Origin of the sequence: Paenibacillus sp. 2RAB27 (assembly GCF_052115445.1) — a bacterium.
Classification (GTDB): domain Bacteria; phylum Bacillota; class Bacilli; order Paenibacillales; family NBRC-103111; genus Paenibacillus_E.
In genome coordinates this window covers 73,800-90,516 of the sequence record NZ_JBFRGR010000010.1, presented here as the reverse complement: position 1 = coordinate 90,516, position 16,717 = coordinate 73,800, and the positions used below count along the sequence as shown (strand labels likewise).

At 49.7% G+C, this 16,717-nt stretch carries 15 protein-coding genes; 3 read left to right on the top strand and 12 right to left on the bottom strand.

Translation table 11 applies throughout. The annotated features are described in order from the left end of the window. Window positions 1-225 precede the first annotated feature (225 nt). Window positions 226-963 carry a ThuA domain-containing protein gene (locus tag AB4114_RS16170; RefSeq protein WP_441989478.1) on the bottom strand — a complete coding sequence of 246 codons (738 nt, stop codon included), beginning with the start codon at window positions 961-963 and terminating at the stop codon, window positions 226-228. Between the two features lie 179 nt (window positions 964-1,142). Between AB4114_RS16170 and AB4114_RS16165 the strand changes: the two genes are divergently transcribed. Further along, the gene (locus tag AB4114_RS16165; RefSeq protein WP_441989366.1) at window positions 1,143-2,099 is read left to right on the top strand and encodes a helix-turn-helix domain-containing protein; all 957 of its coding nucleotides are present in this window, start codon (window positions 1,143-1,145) and stop codon (window positions 2,097-2,099) included. A gap of 14 nt (window positions 2,100-2,113) precedes the next feature. On the opposite strand, the gene AB4114_RS16160 is transcribed toward AB4114_RS16165, so the two are convergent. From AB4114_RS16160 to AB4114_RS16130, 7 genes are all read right to left on the bottom strand, one after another. Continuing rightward, a complete protein-coding gene (locus tag AB4114_RS16160; protein WP_441989365.1) occupies window positions 2,114-2,932 on the bottom strand; it encodes an SPL family radical SAM protein in 819 nt (272 codons plus the stop codon). A gap of 14 nt (window positions 2,933-2,946) precedes the next feature. Continuing rightward, window positions 2,947-3,147, bottom strand: coding sequence for a CLC_0170 family protein (locus AB4114_RS16155; RefSeq protein WP_441989364.1), 201 nt, complete (start codon window positions 3,145-3,147; stop codon window positions 2,947-2,949). Window positions 3,148-3,162: 15 nt separating this feature from the next. Next, a complete protein-coding gene (locus tag AB4114_RS16150) occupies window positions 3,163-4,380 on the bottom strand; it encodes a Ger(x)C family spore germination protein (RefSeq protein ID WP_441989363.1) in 1,218 nt (405 codons plus the stop codon). Then, a complete protein-coding gene (locus AB4114_RS16145) occupies window positions 4,361-5,476 on the bottom strand; it encodes a GerAB/ArcD/ProY family transporter (RefSeq protein WP_441989362.1) in 1,116 nt (371 codons plus the stop codon). Before AB4114_RS16145 ends, AB4114_RS16150 begins: the two co-directional genes overlap by 20 nt. Next, window positions 5,424-7,079 carry a spore germination protein gene (locus tag AB4114_RS16140; protein ID WP_441989477.1) on the bottom strand — a complete coding sequence of 552 codons (1,656 nt, stop codon included), beginning with the start codon at window positions 7,077-7,079 and terminating at the stop codon, window positions 5,424-5,426. The genes AB4114_RS16145 and AB4114_RS16140 overlap by 53 nt, the downstream gene beginning before the upstream one ends. Window positions 7,080-7,379: 300 nt before the next feature. Further along, window positions 7,380-7,943, bottom strand: a complete 564-nt coding sequence (locus AB4114_RS16135; RefSeq protein ID WP_441989361.1) for a methylated-DNA--[protein]-cysteine S-methyltransferase — start codon at window positions 7,941-7,943, stop codon at window positions 7,380-7,382. Window positions 7,944-7,973: 30 nt separating this feature from the next. Further along, window positions 7,974-8,516, bottom strand: a complete 543-nt coding sequence (locus tag AB4114_RS16130; RefSeq protein WP_441989360.1) for a bifunctional transcriptional activator/DNA repair enzyme AdaA — start codon at window positions 8,514-8,516, stop codon at window positions 7,974-7,976. Between the two features lie 146 nt (window positions 8,517-8,662). Between AB4114_RS16130 and AB4114_RS16125 the strand changes: the two genes are divergently transcribed. Continuing rightward, window positions 8,663-9,613 carry a DNA-3-methyladenine glycosylase family protein gene (locus tag AB4114_RS16125; protein WP_441989359.1) on the top strand — a complete coding sequence of 317 codons (951 nt, stop codon included), beginning with the start codon at window positions 8,663-8,665 and terminating at the stop codon, window positions 9,611-9,613. Window positions 9,614-10,335: 722 nt separating this feature from the next. On the opposite strand, the gene AB4114_RS16120 is transcribed toward AB4114_RS16125, so the two are convergent. The 3 genes from AB4114_RS16120 to AB4114_RS16110 all read right to left on the bottom strand — a co-directional run bounded on the left by AB4114_RS16120 (window position 10,336) and on the right by AB4114_RS16110 (window position 12,838). Beyond that, window positions 10,336-10,494: a hypothetical protein gene (locus AB4114_RS16120; protein WP_441989358.1), complete on the bottom strand. Its 159-nt coding sequence runs from the start codon at window positions 10,492-10,494 to the stop codon at window positions 10,336-10,338. Between the two features lie 187 nt (window positions 10,495-10,681). Continuing rightward, window positions 10,682-11,530, bottom strand: coding sequence for a hypothetical protein (locus AB4114_RS16115; RefSeq protein ID WP_441989357.1), 849 nt, complete (start codon window positions 11,528-11,530; stop codon window positions 10,682-10,684). Window positions 11,531-11,629: 99 nt separating this feature from the next. Next, complete coding sequence (locus AB4114_RS16110) at window positions 11,630-12,838, bottom strand: multidrug effflux MFS transporter (RefSeq protein WP_441989356.1); 1,209 nt, start codon at window positions 12,836-12,838, stop codon at window positions 11,630-11,632. Window positions 12,839-13,173: 335 nt separating this feature from the next. On the opposite strand from AB4114_RS16110, the gene AB4114_RS16105 reads away from it, so the two are divergent. Further along, entirely contained in the window at window positions 13,174-13,386 is a 213-nt protein-coding gene (locus tag AB4114_RS16105; RefSeq protein ID WP_441989355.1) for a hypothetical protein, read from the top strand. Here the strand turns inward: AB4114_RS16105 and AB4114_RS16100 are convergent. After that, on the bottom strand, window positions 13,376-16,666 hold the full coding sequence (locus tag AB4114_RS16100) for an OmpL47-type beta-barrel domain-containing protein (RefSeq protein WP_441989354.1): 3,291 nt from the start codon (window positions 16,664-16,666) through the stop codon (window positions 13,376-13,378). The genes AB4114_RS16105 and AB4114_RS16100 overlap by 11 nt on opposite strands. Between the last annotated feature and the right edge of the window lie 51 nt (window positions 16,667-16,717).

The following is a 16,717-nucleotide window of genomic DNA, read 5'->3' as shown; positions in this document are numbered from 1 at the left end:
CTTATTGGGTATGGTTACGACAAAAAAGCTCCTGAGATAACATGATTGTCATCCCAGAGGCGTCGCTCAATGTTACTTATTCTTTTAGGATTAATCGGCCAGGAGGTCGCTCAACTATGTATGAAGTTTAAATCACAAGATGAGCAAAATCAACTCATTGATAACAGCAAAAAGCATGCCCCCAAAGATTTGGGAGCATGCTCGATACTTCGCTACGCTATGATTTTAAGCATTAACCTTCGCTTTAATCTCTTCCAATGGCTTGTGGTTACCGTATTTCGGGTACTCGCGCGTAGTTGGCGCTGCCCACTGAACCGCATTGGAGATAACGCGGCGGATTTGCTCATTGTAGTACGTACGGTATGTTTCATGGCCTGGACGGAAGTAGAAAATCTTCCCGTTCCCACGATGGAACGTACATCCGCTGCGGAATACTTCGCCGCCTTCGAACCAAGAAACCATGATAAGTTCATCCGGTTGTGGGATGTCAAAATGCTCCCCGTACATTTCCTCTGCCTCAAGATCAATGTACTCGCCAATGCCTTCCACGATCGGATGACCTGGAGCAACGACCCATAGGCGCTCTTTCTCGTCGGCTTCGCGCCATTTGAGATCACAAGATGTGCCCATAAGGGTTTTGAACACTTTGGAGAAGTGGCCGGAATGCAGGACGATTAAGCCCATGCCTGCCCACACACGCTTTTGAACACGAGCTACGATCTCATCTTGTACTTCGCCGTGTGCTTTATGCCCCCACCAGATCAGGACGTCCGTGTTGTTCAAGACTTCTTCCGTCAAACCATGCTCGGGATCGTCTAATGTTGCATAGGCGACTTGGACGGAACCGCTCAGTCCCTCGCCAATGGCTGTGTGAATACCATCAGGATAGKCAGCGCGGACTTTCTCGTTTTCTTTTTCATGACGAAATTCGTTCCAAACGGTTACATTTAATGGTTTACTCATCATTTCATGCCTCCACGATAGCGTATTCATTCTTACTTCTGAGTATAGGTTTTCTCAAGTGCCAAGGAAAGGCAGAATTGTGCTTACTTCTTATTCAATAGTGTCATCGGATGTCTCGCAATGTTATACTTACTGAGACGAAATCTTATTCGAAAATGTCCAGCTTAGTGAGGTATTCCATGCCTATGAACCCTACTCTTAGTCCTGCAAATTTAACTGAAATTAGAAATGAAGAAGTCGTGTACCAGAACCCGCTTCTTTTCTTGAAAATATGGGAAATCCAATACGACTCTCCCCAATGTGGCTTGCCTGACCCTTGGACCTGGCACTGGCATAAGCAAGTTGAGTTTCTCGTCGTAACCCAGGGTCAACTCGGCATCCAAACGAAAGATGCCTACACGATTATGGAGGCAGGGGATGTGTTGTTGCTTGGTTCCTCACAGCCCCATCGCACACATAAATACTCCGAAGCGCCCCTGCACCAAATTGTATTTCAAATTGATCTGACACAGCATTTCGATTTGAGTACACTCGCTTATTTGCATTTATTTTCGGAGTTGACGCATTCCCTCGAACCGTTTAATGAACTTTTTCGTTCAAATAGCACGGTTAGAGCAAACGCTTACCAGCTCATCCGGCAAATTCATGAGGAGTCACAAACGCGTACCGTCGGCTATGAACTAGCCATTGTTGCTGCCATTAAGCACCTCCTGTTGCTCCTTCTGCGCAATGATAAACGTGATCTAGCTGGGCTTACTGAGGATTCCGGCATCTCACGTTTACGCCCAGCTCTGACGTATATCGACGAGCATTTGACAGAGCGGATTACGGTCGAAGATGTGTGCCGCATTCTAAATCTGAGTTATCATTACTTTATTAAGTATTTTAAAAAAGTGATGGGACTATCCTTTATTGATTATGTGAATTATAAACGTATCAAAAAAGCCGAGCGCCTCCTGCTCACTGGGGATCTCAGTATTATGGAAATTAGCTATGAAGCCGGCATTCAGAATATGGCTCAGTTCTACAAGCTGTTCAAGCGATACAATCAATGCTCGCCTAAAGAATTTAAGCAGCGGCTCCGGGATCATACGGAGGTGCAGGATGAGCAACCGGTCGGGGCAATAACAGAATGAAGATCGGCGGGCCCTTAGGGGAGGAATCCCGCCTGGCTGATGAAGACACGCTCCTGCGGGAAATGCCGCAGGAGCTGTTCGTGTACGCGCCGATACGCATCCCGACTGTACCAGTCGGTCAGCTCCAGCGCGTCATAAATGGCGCGCACGCCGATGCGTGCCGTGCGCCCTCCCCCACTGCCATCGCCCATGAAGTAATCGTCGATGCACACCCGATCCACGATGCCCGCCAGCCGCTCGGCGAAGCCGTCCGAGCTGGGCAGCGCTGGCGCTATCGTGGCCTGCACCGGGATTCCGCGAGCGGCGAGCTCGCGTAGTGCTTCCAGCCGCGCCGCGATCGGCGGCGCGGACGGGGTGAACGCGCGGCGGATATCCTCGCGGTCCGTCTCCACCGTCATGCTGACTCGGACGCGGTCGCCGAGCAGCTGAAGCAGGTCCGCATCCCGCGTCACGAGCGGGCTGCGGGTTTGCACGAACAAGAAGTCCGGCTGCGCCACGGACATCACCTCGAGGAGCGCACGGGTGAGGCGCTCCTTGTACTCGATCGGCTGATAAGGGTCCGTCGCCGAGGAGAAGAAGATCGTGACGGGCCCTTTGCTCTTGGCCCGCGCCAGCTCCTTGGCAAGGAGTGCGGGCGCGTTCTCCTTCACGTCAACCCAGCTGCCCCAGGGTTCGCTGCGGAACAAGGCCACCGGCATTTGCCGCACATAGCAGTAGGAGCAGGCAAATGCGCAGCCCGTGTATGGATTTAACGTATGCGAGTAGCCTTCGAGAAATCCGCTCGCTTTCGTCAGTATCGACTTCGACTGCTTACGCTTCACATCGACCTGCATGGATACACCTCCCTTTATTTCCAGAACCACCTCTCATACACCAGATAGCCGAAGAACGAAAGGACTCCTAAAGAGATATTGAACCATCCTGCAAATAAAGCTGCTTTTTTCTCTTTGAGCATGTTGGCCTTCGTATAATTTTTTACATCGAAAACTAACACTAGCAACCCAGAGACCAACAGCAGCAAAACCGTGTAATTGTTAAAGGTAATCATTGGCCGAATCCTTCCCTAGTTGGTTTTCGTCCCAATTCGTCTAATCTTAACGTGTACCGTGACATCGAAGGACATCTCTTTATATTGATCATGCCATGATTCCTCGGTTTTGATTTCCTTGTTCCAGTAGGCTGGCTGCGTCGCGCGCACATATTCACCGAAACCGAAAATGTCACTGCCATCCTTCTGAGTCTGCTGAATTAATTTCCCGAATCCCACGTTAGCGTCTTCTTGAATTTTCTCCTCCAGCTTCTTCAAATTATCTTTTGTAATGAGTACCTTCTCATTCGATTTCTCCGTTAAATCCCCTTCGATTTGACATTTTATGATGGTATGCACTTTTCCATTTTTGATAGTTGTCGTTATTCGCGACTTTCGGTGAGTAGATTTAAAAATAACCAACGTTTTTGAGCCTGGCATTTCCTGAATAACACTATACCCCCCTGGGTTGATTTGTTTGATCGCCATATAATGTCCGATTTGCAAGGGTGTTGTGACGCCAACCATTTTATCGTTTTTAAAATAGGCCATCCCAGCAAGCTCAATGTTCGATTCCTTCTTTAATTCCATATAAGGAAGCATCCCTTCCTGCCCCTTGGCAGAATTCGCACTTAAAAAGACACCCATGAAAATGTTGGGCAGAGTGCCCCTTTCTCTAGAATGTTCCAGTGTAGCGAGCAAATATAAAGTCGGAACGCGCTCTAATTGCGGATTGGCTTTAATGATGTCGGCTGCGTTTCCTTTGGATACGACCATCCAAACGGTTCTTCTGACCTGAGGTTGACGCCGAAAGAAGTCGTCTTCATTCTCGATCCCTTTTTTGGCTACAACTTCCGAAATCACGATGACCCGTAAATGGCCAAAAAACAACTTATCTGCGAGCTGTTGCTGAAGATTCAATAATGCGTCATCAATGGTATATCCGACGCTGGTCAACACCCAAACCGGTTTTTCCCCAGAAGGGTTGCCGGTTCCGCTCCCTGCACCTAGCGGAATGCGGCCCGGAACAGCAATTTGGACGGTGATACGAATGAGTCCCTTGTTAGCCTCTGGATCCAGGTTCAGAATATGCGTAGCATTGCTGCTTTCCTTCTCATCACCTGGCTTCGCCTTATCAATGCCAATCGCCAGGACGACAGCGCGATCTTCGATTTCTAGGCGATCCCAGCAGCCTGTAAGCAAAGGGGCAACCAACACGAAAACAAGAATCTGTTTAATCAGATTTTGCCACAAGTTGATCACCCCGATTTTTTTTCTTTCGAATCATGGCCACAACAAATAAGACCAATGGATACGCAACTGTGAAGACTAGTCCCCAGCGACCGACAATTTGAATGATTTCATACATCTGCAGCAGATTTTGTGAGAACATCGCAATAACATAGATAAAGGGAACAAGCAAGAAGGCAAACATTTTATGATCTCGCAAACGTAAAAGCTGGCTTGAGAAATAAATGGCTAAATAATAGGTAGACAACAATGTCGTGAACACTGCGGTAACCCATACAGCAAGAAATGCACCGTCTAAACGCTCCAGGATATTGGCGGGCAATGATGTCGTCTTGGCTAATTCCAGTGTCGGCCAGACTAATTTTTTAATTTCCTCAGCTCCGAAGACGCCTACGGTAGCAATCACGATAAGGATATAAAAGGACCCAGCTGCTAACATACCAATAAACCCAGCAATCATGGCTTTCTCCGGCCTGCGCATCGCAGGTATGACGATCGTCATGACAAATGAGCCTTGAAATAAGGCAGCCATCGTGAGAATTCCCAATGGCATACCGGTTGGTTCATTGCCCCACAGGGGCAGAAGATTAATTAAGTGTGCATTCTTTAGGGAGAGCACGACAATAACTAGTCCCGGAAATACGATGATCGGGAAATAAAAATGGTGAAAGTATGTAAATGTCGTTATATCTACGCGAGAAGAAACAGCCGCTAGCAGCAACATAACGATCACCGTCACTTCTAGGGGTGTTTTAGTTAAAACGGAAGTGACGACAACCTCTCCAAATTCACGTGATGCCAGGGCTGTAATCAAGCAAAAGAACATGATAATCAAAACACTAAATCCACGCGCAGGCCATTTACCAATCAGCTCCTCGCTGTACTCAATAATAGATTTCGTGGGAAAACGCATCCCGAGCTTGGTTAATAAACAAAGTCCTAATAAACCAACCAAAAAGCCTAGCAAAGTGACAAGAGGCGCCCCGGAATCGGCTGCTCTGACAGCAAATAACGAGAGGGCTAACACCCCCACCCCAATGATTGTACTAATCAGTATGATCGCCGCTTGTATGACTGTTACCTGGCGAGGATGCTCCATTGGTTACGTTCCTCCTTGTATCTCCGACTTTCAAAGGGTCTAATGTGTTGTTTGGCGCTTCTTCACTCATTTCTTTTGTTATTTTCCCAAGACGGGTGTCATTAGGTGTGTGTAAAAGTGCCGGCCTCTTCGGCATGGACCACAGCGGCAGCCGAGCTAGCGTATCCTTCATCCCTTGGAAATTACCTGGGACTAGCGGGCTTAAGTAAGGAACACCGAACGACTTTAAGGAAAGCATATGGTTGGCGATCAGAATCAACCCGATCATCACCCCATATAGACCGAATATGCCAGATAAAATCACAAGTGGAAAGCGCAGCAGTCTAAGGGCCAAGGCCGCATTGTAAGCCGGTGTGGCAAAGGAACCAATCGTCGTCAAAGCGATGATAACAACCGTGATCGGAGAGATAAATCCTGCCGCAACCGCTGCCTGCCCAACAACAAGCACACCAACAATGGAGAGGGCTCCACCAACCTGCTGCGGCAGCCGAAGTGTTGCTTCCCTCAGTACTTCCATGGATATCTCCATGATCAGAACTTCGATAACAGAAGGGAAAGGCACTCCCGCTCTCCCCCCGGCTACTGCTACCGCAAACTCGGTAGGGATGAGTTCTGGATTAAACGAAATTAAGGCCACATATAACGATGGGAAAATCAGCGAGAAAACCAGGGCTACCAAGCGTGACAGCCGTATGAAACTGACGAGAAGATACCTCTCTGAGTAATCCTCGACCGTTTGATAAAATTGACTGAATACCGTAGGCAATATGAGGGCAAACGGTGATCCGTCAACAAGCAGGATGACTCTGCCTTCCAAAAGATTGGCGACCGCTTTATCCGGTCGTTCTGTGTTTTGAATTTGCGGGAACGGGGATAAATGGTTATCTTCGATAAACTGTTCCAAATATCCAACGTCCAGGATGCCATCAATATCAATCAACGATAAACGTCTGAACACTTCTTCTACGAGTGCAGGATTCACAATGCCGTCAATGTAGCAGAGCGCCACTTTGGATTTGGTGATACGTCCTATACGAATCGTTTTTATCCGTAAGTCCGGCGTGGGGAGACGGTAGCGAAGCAGGGCTAGATTCGTACCCAACATTTCGATAAAGCCTTCCCTTGCGCCACGGATCACCTGTTCCGTTTCTGGTTGCGTGATCGATCGCTTGTCAACATGGCGTGTACTGAAGATAAATGCATCCGTTATTCCGTCAACTTGAAGAACCGTTTTCCCTTCAACGATGGCCTGGATAATTTCATTCAGCCCTGTTTCCGTTCTTCCTTCACACGCATAAAGGATATCGTTTAAGAGAAACTCCTTCATGGGGCGGCTTACTGCTTTAGCAAATTCCTGAGAAGACGTTAGCATCAGCGGCTTTAAAATATGATCGTTCAAATACTGTTTATCAATCAAGTCAGGGAAATACATCACGACAGCTGGCTGATCGGAAAATATGCAAAACCGGCGTATGATGAAATCGTCATTTTCACCGAGTATCTGTTGAACATATGTAATCGTCGCTTCCAGTTGCGTGCTGACACTCGCCTCATGGTTGGCTTCCATAATCTGATGAGCAGGTGAATCCTTCAGCGGGATCATACGAGGATGCTGACTTTGGGATGTTTGTTTGGTCCGTAGCTTATTCCAACTCCAAAAGGTCACGCAATTCGCCCCCTGTCCCTGTACATACACTCAAGATGATTTCAGCTTCCTATTCCCATTCATTTCCTTCCCCGTATTTTTATCTATATTTGGGATTTTATGCATGGAGGCGTGAATGAGAGTGAATTTATTATCAATAACGGCGAATAGGAGCCGCTTACTGTCATCGATAAGTGACAATAAACAACTCCCACAAAGTTGAAAAACCCTTCCTACATAGGATAGAAATTCAACGTCCTACTTCCCCTGCGCCTCCAAATGCAGAAGCTTCTCCTTATTCCCCAAACCGCCGCGATAGCCCGTCAGTGCGCCATCCTTCCCTACGACGCGATGGCAAGGTACAACGATAAGTACAGGATTTGCGCCAATGGCGGTGCCAACCGCACGTACGGCACTGGATCTATCTAGCATTTGGGCTACCTGTGAATAACTCACCGTTTCACCATGCGCAATTTCGTGCAGCGCTCTCCACACCGACTGTTGAAACTCCGTCCCCCGCAGATCCAATGGCAGTTCAAAACTTGTTCGCTCCCCACTCAAATATTCGTCCAGTTGCAGCATGTAAGGCTTTAACTTATCCGCTTGCTGAATMCAGCCGCTCGGATGTCCAATCTTTCTCGCCCATTGGGTGAATTCTTGCCACGCTTCAACGTCAACGCCATCTCTCGCGTCACCTTTCTGAAACTGCAAGTAACCCAACCCTACATCCGTTACCGCCATCACGAAATGACGATCTTGCACCCGAACCGCACCCCAGTAAATCGTTTGGGTACCCACACTTTCCGCAACTTCTCTCACCATGTTGCAACCAACCTCCCAACTCGGTTATCGTTAATGCATAGGCTGTTGCCGAAACTCTGTCGGCGTAAGTCCTGTTCTCTTCTGAAACAATGTCGCAAAATGCGCAGCATTCGCCATACCCACCCGTGACCCGATCACCTGCACGGGCATGTCCGTGGTGATTAGAAGCTTTTTTGCTGCTGCAAGCCGGACCTCTTGGATATACATAAGCGGCGTCACGCCAGCTACTCGTTTGAAAGTCCTTTGCAGATGATACGTACTCGCATAGAAATGCTCCGAAAGCGTCGCTAACGACAGCGGTTCAGCGAAGTGCTCTTCGATATGCGCCTTCATTTCCGCAACCCATGCCTCATCGGGAAGCCGGATGCCGTCAGGCCGACACCTTTTACAAGGACGGAAACTTGCTGCCATTGCTGCTTGGCTGTGATGAAAAATACGCACATGCTCCCGCTTTGGAAGTCTCGATTTGCAGGAAGGCCGGCAGAAGATCCCTGTCGTCGCCACCGCATAATAAAACGTCCCGTCATACGCCGCATCATTCGCAACGATGGCTTGCCAATACCGCTCCTGCATACCGGATGCCCCTCTCTTTGCGTTCCTTTTATAAGCTCAGTATACCCAAACAGACCTGTGGTTGTAAGGGCTCCGAGATGAGAAAGCAAGATTACAAAAGCCGCTCTCGGCGATAATGCAAGTAAGACTTCCTACCAATAAGGAGAATGATGATGCCACACCTGCAAGCTTTTGACCCATCCCGCCTACAATGGCACGAACCATCGAGCACGCTCTCGCTAGCTCTGCCTGGGCCTTTTCGATATGAGCAAAATATCGGTTATTTAAGCCGCTCCACCAATGAGTGCCTATTCGTTGTGGATAACTCCAGTATCTATAAGCTGCTGCCAGTTGGGGATAACCTCGCGCTTATCGCTGTCCACAGTGAGGACGACGAGGAGCTACATATCCGAATTGTCCACTATAGTGGTACTAGTTTAACCGCTGCGGTCCGCGATGATATCGCTCGCTATGTGTGGGAGTGGTTTGATTTGGGGACGGATTTGACGCCATTGTATGCGATGGAGGATTCGATCCTGCAGCAAGTGACGGAGGAATTCCGAGGGCTGCGTCTGATGGGGATTCCCGATTTGTTTGAGGCGATGAGCTGGGGGATAATCGGTCAGCAGATTAACTTGGCTTTCGCCTATACGCTCAAAAGACGCCTAGTCGAAACCTTCGGCACATCRCTAGATTGGGAGGGACGAACGTATTGGGCGTTCCCGACGCCGGAGCGGATTGCTGCTCTCAGGACAGAAGATCTCACCGCTTTACAATTCACGGGTAAAAAAGCAGAGTACCTCATTGGCGTTGCCAATCTCATGGCGGAAGGATCGTTATCCAAGGCTGGGCTGCTTGCGATGAGCGATTTCCTCGCCATGGAAAAAGATCTGCTGCGCATTCGCGGCATCGGCCCCTGGACGGCCAACTATGTGGGGATGCGCTGTCTGCGCAACCCCGCTGCGTTCCCGTTGGCCGACGTCGGCCTGCATAACGCGCTGAAGCATGTGCTTGGCCTGGAGGCCAAGCCCTCGCTTGAAGAGATCCGCCAGCTCGCGGAGGGTTGGCGGGGATGGGAAGCTTACGCCACGTTTTACTTGTGGCGGGTTTTGTATTAGCCGCGGTAGGGGCGCGGCTGGGCACTTGGCGCAGCCCGCGTTAACCCCCCCCCCCGCCTAAGCTATCCCTATCGCCCCGCCTCCGCCGCCGCTGAAATAACTGTATTTTTTGTAGCTAATTTCGGCGAAACTCGGTTATAAATCCATTTAACTGTATTTCATGTAGCTAATTCGTCAACATTTCACCATTTTGAGTAAAACAGCTGAAAATAACTACATGTTATCCAGCTAAATGTTTATTTCAGCGAAATATATCAATAATAGCTGTACTTTTTCCATCTAATGTTGGGTAAATTGCAATGTTGGGAGAGTGAAGGAGGAAGTGATGGATTACTTGCACTATTTAGGGGCTAGGAGGTGTTGGGTGACTTCTATTGTGTTCGGGGGTGAGAAACTTGGTGCTGATCACGTGCAAGTTGCAGAGTGAGGGTGAGAGTTCTGTGAAGAGTGGATTAAAGTACATGAGAGTGAATTAGAGTAGATTGAAATGAATAGAAAGTGAAGGGAGCATCGGTAGCAGGCATAAACAAATGTCCATCGGAATTGGGAATTATGAGCAAGCTAATTTGTTCTGACGGGAATCACCAGTTAGCGTGTCTAAGTTAGACTGCCGTGAATCAGCGGTTGGAGCAACTAAGTTGTTCCGCATGTGAATCAACGGTTAATAGTTAATACTGTTAATCTGTTCTTACTGGAACTCACTAATTAACTCAACTAACCACTCACTTTTGCGGCTCCACAGTCAGATTCTCCTTCGGCATCTCACTCGAGCATTCATAGCATACTAACGATTTATCCGCCTGCACGACGCCATCCAGAAATCCCATTTTGCAATAAATGGGCTTCTCACATGTGCGACAATGCCCAATGAGCTCTTCCATATCGGCCACTCCTCCTTCAAGCTTCTCTTCTCTTCCTTCGCCACATGATCTTCCTGTGAAAAACTTCCACGCCAACTAACCGCTTCCCTCCATCGCGCCCAACTCAGCGCGAAAAAGGTTGCCATCGCTCGATGTAATCGAATGTGGCAACCTTTTGCTATCTCTATAAGTCGATCATGAGTACGAATTACGTAGCCGAAGGTGTTGCTGACGGTGTCGACGGAGCTGGTCTGCGCTCCCCACCGTGGCCTGGCTTACCTTTGAACGAACCACCGTCTTCACGGAGCTGTGGTACTGGTCGCTCACCGCCGCCTTTGCGTTCGACGAAGTTTTTCAGTTCATCTGTCAGGCTGTCTTTGAGCTTAGCGATCAACTGATCCTCCGTGAGGCCTTTCGCAGCTGCGATCTCGGCAAGGGACTTCCCTGCTTTACGCTCAGTCGCCAGTTCTTCTTCGGTTATACCGAGAATCGCAGCGATTTCGTGCGGAGCAACCCCAACGCCACCGGGCATTGGCATGTTAGGCATGTTGCCGCCGCGAGGCATCGGCTTTTTATCGAAATTCATTGCATGAGGTTTGGCTTCTACCATTTTTTTCAAACGATCCGCAAGTCCTTCTTTGAGCTTATCTGCCTGTTCTTGCTTGATTTTGCCCTCGCTAAGTGCTGTATCGATTTTCTTCGTTTCTGCCTCTGTCAATTTAGCAAGCAACGCGTCTTCACTGAGGTTGGCTTTCTCCTGTGCGATTTGAACGAGGGTTTTGCCCGCATCAATTTCTGCTTTAAGAGTCGCTTTATCCAAGCCAAGGATGGAAGAAAAATCGATTACGCCTCCAAAACCGCCGCCTTTACCAAAATCAAAACCGCCCCTTGGTGCTTGCTGCCTCTCAAAGCTATGTTTATCCTGAAATTTCTTAGGTGTTGGTGTCGTGTTGGTGTCGTTAGCAAACGCTTGATTATGCTGAAGTACGAAGCCGCCACTGATCAATAATCCAGCTGCGAGTGTGCCGATAATCCACGTTTTATGAATGCGCTTCATCCGTGTTAGCCACCTTTTTCACAATTTGGTCAATTCTTCTTTCAGTATAAACCTTAATTGTGAAAAATCCTTGAATTTTTTAAAAAAAGTGAGTCGATCTTACGCTTTTTCTCGCGTCATGAACACGAAACAGAGTACACCACCCAGCTCCATGACGGCGATGATTATGCCTAGAGGTACAGCTGTCTGGCTGCCGCCAAGACCGACTAGCGGTGCTACTAAACCGCCGATGACGAAGGTCATTAAGCCCAGCAAGGCTGCGGCGCTGCCGGCTGTTTTGCCTTGATTTTGCAGCGCCAAAGAGGACGTTGAAACCGAAACAGGACCAATACAGGCCACGATGAGGAAGAACGCTGGCAATATCACAATCAGCCCAGCCCCACTAAGCGTTGCCACGAGCAGCAGCAGTCCTCCTAGAACAGCTATCACTAAGCCTCCGGCTAGCAAACGGTGATTGCTGACTTTGCCCGCAAGTCGTCCCGTAATTTGCCCGGCTAGGATGACGCCAGCCCCATTCACGGCGAAGATCACACTGAACATTTGGGGAGAAACATCAAATATATCCTGCAGAACAAACGGCGACCCCGAAATATAGGCGAACATACCAGCGAAGATGAGCCCCTGCGTTAACGCATAGCCCATGAACAAACGGTCCGTGAGCAGACCTCGGAATATGCGCAGGGTATTCGTAAGCCCGCCTTTGGAGCGGCGTTCCGGCGGGTGGGTTTCTTTTAGCCCAAGTACAACAATGATGAGCATCACGACACCGATCAAGCTAAGCACAAGAAATACACCGCGCCATGAGGTGAATTGCAGCAGCTGGCCGCCGATAATCGGAGCTAGGATAGGAGCTGAACCATTCACGAGCATCAGCAGTGCAAAAAATTTCGTCAACGCCACGCCCTCATACATATCACGAACGATCGCTCGGGAAATAACGATTCCTGCAGCTCCTGCCATCCCCTGCACAAAGCGCAGGATCAGGAATGCCCAGATCGATGGCGCAACCATACAAAGTGCGGAGGCGACGCCATAAATCAGGAGGCCGACCAACAAAGGCATGCGTCTTCCGCGCACATCACTCACCGATCCAGCAATGAGCTGGCCTAGAGAGAGACCGAGCATGCAGGCGGTTAAGCTCATTTGTGCGAGCGAAGTTGTTGTATGGAGATCACCCGCAATGACAGGCAGGGCCGGCAGGTACATATCGAGAGAAAGCGGCCCGAAGGAGGCGAGTAAACCGAGCACCAGCACCATCCATAAGCGGCTGCCGCTCGTTGTTTCTTTGGCTTGAGAAGCAATGGACATAAGCGATCACATTCTTTCCTAATTATCCATTTAACCTACCATTGGGATATGATTTTGTCTAGTTGGTTCATTCTGAAGGGAAGCCCTGCTGCTTAAGAGCCCCGATGGAATGTGAAAGGGAACCTAGGTACGCTATTGTCGACTAAAACGGTGCTTTTGGCAATGGGAGGGAACGTAGGGACGCTATTTGTGCCATTTTGGCGCAAATCCCTCCCTTTTCTCGGAAATAGCGCACCCTCGTTCCCCAATATTGCCAAACACAGCTAATTCCGCGAAATAGCGTCCTCTCGTTCCCTTTCTTGGCGGTGGGCTGGCGGGAGAGTAAGGGGATAGCAGTGGGCTGGGGCGTGGATCTGGGGATGGGAGCTGGAGACGGGAGCTGGAGACGGGAGCTGGAGACGGGAGCTGGAGACGGGAGCTGGAGACGGGAGCTGGAGACGGGAGCTGGAGACGGGAGCTGGAGGCCTTCAGCCGAAACAGAAAACAGCCCCTCTGGTCTAAGACCAGAAGGGCTTTCCTTCAAGCTCTGTCCTCCGGTTACTTCGTAACCGTGACATTCACCACGTCGCTCGTTGTCACGCCAGCTGCATTGAACATCTCGACACGATACTTATAAACACCTTTTGCGCGACCAGCGATGGCTGTAACAGCGCTTTGTGCACTTGGCGAAGCGGCTTGCAAACTTTTCTCATCAATGAGCACGTCATTTTCGTAGAGGCGATACCCTGTTGCGTTGGTGCCCCACCACATGTTCATGGTCACATTGTAGTTGCCATCGCCATCCCAATTATTCTGTGATAGGACTGGTTTACCTGGGGACGCCTCTGTGATCGTTACAACGATAGGCTGACTAGTTGTCGTACCGAATAAATTAATAAGTTCACTTGTATACGTGTACGTACCGTTTGGTTTACCGGATACATCCACTTTGGCGACTTGAGCCGCTGGGGAGGCATCGGAAAGTGTTTTTGTAGAGATAAGAACACCGTTCTCGTATAGTTTGAAAATGGAACCATTATTCCCCCACCACATGTTCATCGTGATCGTGTAGTTGCCATCTTTTAAACCAGTATAGCCGTTGTTGGAAGATAAAACAGGCTGGCCAGGAGCGCCGTTCGATAATGGTTTAACCACGTTAAATGTCTGCGAAGCAGTTGTCGTGTTCCCTGCAGCATCCGTTACAAGATATGCCACCGTGTGTGCACCTACGGCTAAACTGCCTGCGGCAATCGTTTGACCACTTGTAATTGCTTGACCATCCAAGGTCAGGGATTGCGTTACAACTCCCGAAATGGCATCGTTGGCGACCAAATTAAATGTCACCGAAGTTCCATAAGTCACATCCTTGACGGCATGCCCCGACTCCGTAAGGGTCGCTATTGGCGCTGTTTTATCCAGCTTCACTTGCAAGGACTTTGCCGCTTCAACATTGCCCGCAGCATCCGTAGAGGAATAGCTCAATGTTGTTGAGCCCTCAGAACTAATCGAGATTGGCGCTGTGTATGCCGTAGAAGTTCCGCCATTGATGCCATATTGCGTAGTCACTGCACCCGCTTGATCATCTACAGCAGTTAATGTGACGGTAACGTCATCCTTGAGCCAACCCGCTGCATTCGGTGCACCTGATAAGGTTGCTGTCGTTAATGGTGCTGCGGTATCAGCAGCTACGCTGAAATCGCTCAAGCCCCGTGGCTTCAATTGGAATACACCTTTGAAAATCGCGCCAACACCTTGAATCGTCACCTTTTGCCCCGCTGAGTAAGGGAAGGTGCTTAAAGATAAACCTGTTCGTGTATCGACACGAATGTGGTTGCTTACGCCGTCTTTGACAGCGTCGAATTCAAAAGAACCCGTCGGCGTTGCCGTGATGATATTGCTGATTGTCACGTCATTCAGTGTGAGCAATTGCCCTTGGTTGTCCGCTGTCACAGCGGATACTGGGGTGGATGCTGGGAGTGCAGCGACGCCTGTTTTGACAATCTCTACAGGATCAGCAAGCTCAAACTCCGTGTTGAATAGCGCTGTTGAAGCTGTTACTTTTACCGTATCCCCTCGGTGGAAGCCGCTCAAGCTTTGGAATACATACACGCCGCCTGTTGCGTCTTGCAAGTAGAAGGCTTGCCCGCCAAAAGCACCCGGCTCTGTCGTAACGACACCTTCAACTGTCACCAACGTACCTGCTGCTTTCGCACGTGCTTCGGAAATGGCAATCTTGGCAGGAATCGGATTTTCCTCTTCCGGCAAGTTTTCTGCAGGCACGTTACCAAGCGTGACGGCTTCGGTTTTCAGATTCGTGCCATTCAGGCGCAATCTGAGATTCGCTGGCGCTGTCGTTCCTGGAACAACGCGTACATTCAGGTCCTTCGTGGCGTGTCCGTTGATATCTGCCGTTACGCTAAAAGCGGAGCTATACGCATAAGCTGTTGGCCACGTGCCATCTGCATTTTGTACCTTGGCGATTTGTGACCCACCGGTAACCAGGTAAATACCAAGACTGAAGCCCGAGACGGTTGTCGATGGCGGTAAGTTATCCACAACGACTCTGATCGGGAAGTCTGCCGCGTTCGGCAAGACCGCTTGTTTCACGAAGCTGTACGTCGTATTCGCCGTAGCTGCAGGTCCGCCATACGAGCCGGCCTTGAACGTGCTGCGGTCGTACCATTTGTAGCCAGCATTTGGTGCTGCCCAAGGCTCTGGCTGTGGTTCCGTCGATGCCGCCGGAGCTTCAAAAGGCAGCAAAGCCGTCGGCTGATCCAGCTGCAAGCCGCTTACTTCAGCGAAGCTGGTATAGCTTTCTTTGGTCGAAAGCCAGTTCACCATATTGACGAGCAGCTTGCCGTCGTCCACTTCTTTAAACCCATCATACGTCGTCTTCTTCGCGCCTGTATCCTCGCGCACATATTTCGGCGTTGCATCCTCGACCGGTGAGGAATCCCCGATGAAAGCTGCCTTACCTGCGCCTGCTTTGGCAACAGCCACGTAAGGCCCTTCTGCTACTCCGCCGCCATTGTACACACCTTGATCAACCGCATTCGCCCAAGCCTCATTCGTTTGTGGCAAGTACACAATGCCCTTCGCCTTCGTCGGATCAATAATGGCTAGCGTAGATCCTGCGTGCATCGCCACACTGGAGACACCTGTCGTTATCCCAAAAGCTTGCGCAGGCGCTACGATGTTATTCGCATTAATATCGCCGAGGGCGTTATAGCGGAAACGCAGACCGAACTGTGTCGCTAGCCAGTCTGAGCTAGCTACATCTTGCATCGCCGAAGACGCTGACTCTTCCGCGCTCATGCCTGCTGCTGGATTCGTCCAGGCTCCACGGCGATAGCCGTTGAATACCTCGGAGCCATCCCAGCGGTTTTTGTTACGGTCGGCGTTGTAATGATCGCCGATGAAAAATATACTGCCGCCTGCCGCCACATATTGGGCTAGGGCGTTTTGCTCACTTGTTTTGTACGGAACATTGGACTCTGCTACCACGAACACATCATAACCGCTCAAATCGGCCAACGTAATTGGCGTCGTTTTGCGCAGTTCTTTTACATAATAACCATTGTTCGCTAACGCATTGCCGAAATCCGAAAAAGCCCCATCAATGACCCAATCCGCTGCTCCAGCTGTCTGCTCATGTGTATTGTCAAAAAGCACTTTCTTCCCTGCATTCCCGTTGACGACTTTGGCTTCAATGAACGGCGCTGGATCTGTCGGTCCCTCCGCCATCACGGCCTGCCAGCTGCTTGTCGCCAGCACTTGGAACGGTATTGCTACTGTCAACGCCAACGTTGTCTTCCATAACCTCGACTTCCATCCTTTGAGCTTACTCATTACAATTCCTCCTTAGCTTATTGGCTGAGTCAAAATCTTTTCTACATAAGC

Coding starts and splice junctions, on each gene's coding strand:
- AB4114_RS16140 (WP_441989477.1), bottom strand. CDS start 7,079: ATGATCCCGCTGAAGGATTCACCTGCTCATCAGATTATGGAAGCCAAC.
- AB4114_RS16130 (WP_441989360.1), bottom strand. CDS start 8,516: ATGCAGGAGCGGTATTGGCAAGCCATCGTTGCGAATGATGCGGCGTAT.
- AB4114_RS16145 (WP_441989362.1), bottom strand. CDS start 5,476: ATGGAGCATCCTCGCCAGGTAACAGTCATACAAGCGGCGATCATACTG.
- AB4114_RS16110 (WP_441989356.1), bottom strand. CDS start 12,838: ATGTCCATTGCTTCTCAAGCCAAAGAAACAACGAGCGGCAGCCGCTTA.
- AB4114_RS16100 (WP_441989354.1), bottom strand. CDS start 16,666: ATGAGTAAGCTCAAAGGATGGAAGTCGAGGTTATGGAAGACAACGTTG.
- AB4114_RS16120 (WP_441989358.1), bottom strand. CDS start 10,494: ATGGAAGAGCTCATTGGGCATTGTCGCACATGTGAGAAGCCCATTTAT.
- AB4114_RS16155 (WP_441989364.1), bottom strand. CDS start 3,147: ATGATTACCTTTAACAATTACACGGTTTTGCTGCTGTTGGTCTCTGGG.
- AB4114_RS16160 (WP_441989365.1), bottom strand. CDS start 2,932: ATGCAGGTCGATGTGAAGCGTAAGCAGTCGAAGTCGATACTGACGAAA.
- AB4114_RS16115 (WP_441989357.1), bottom strand. CDS start 11,530: ATGAAGCGCATTCATAAAACGTGGATTATCGGCACACTCGCAGCTGGA.
- AB4114_RS16165 (WP_441989366.1), top strand. CDS start 1,143: ATGCCTATGAACCCTACTCTTAGTCCTGCAAATTTAACTGAAATTAGA.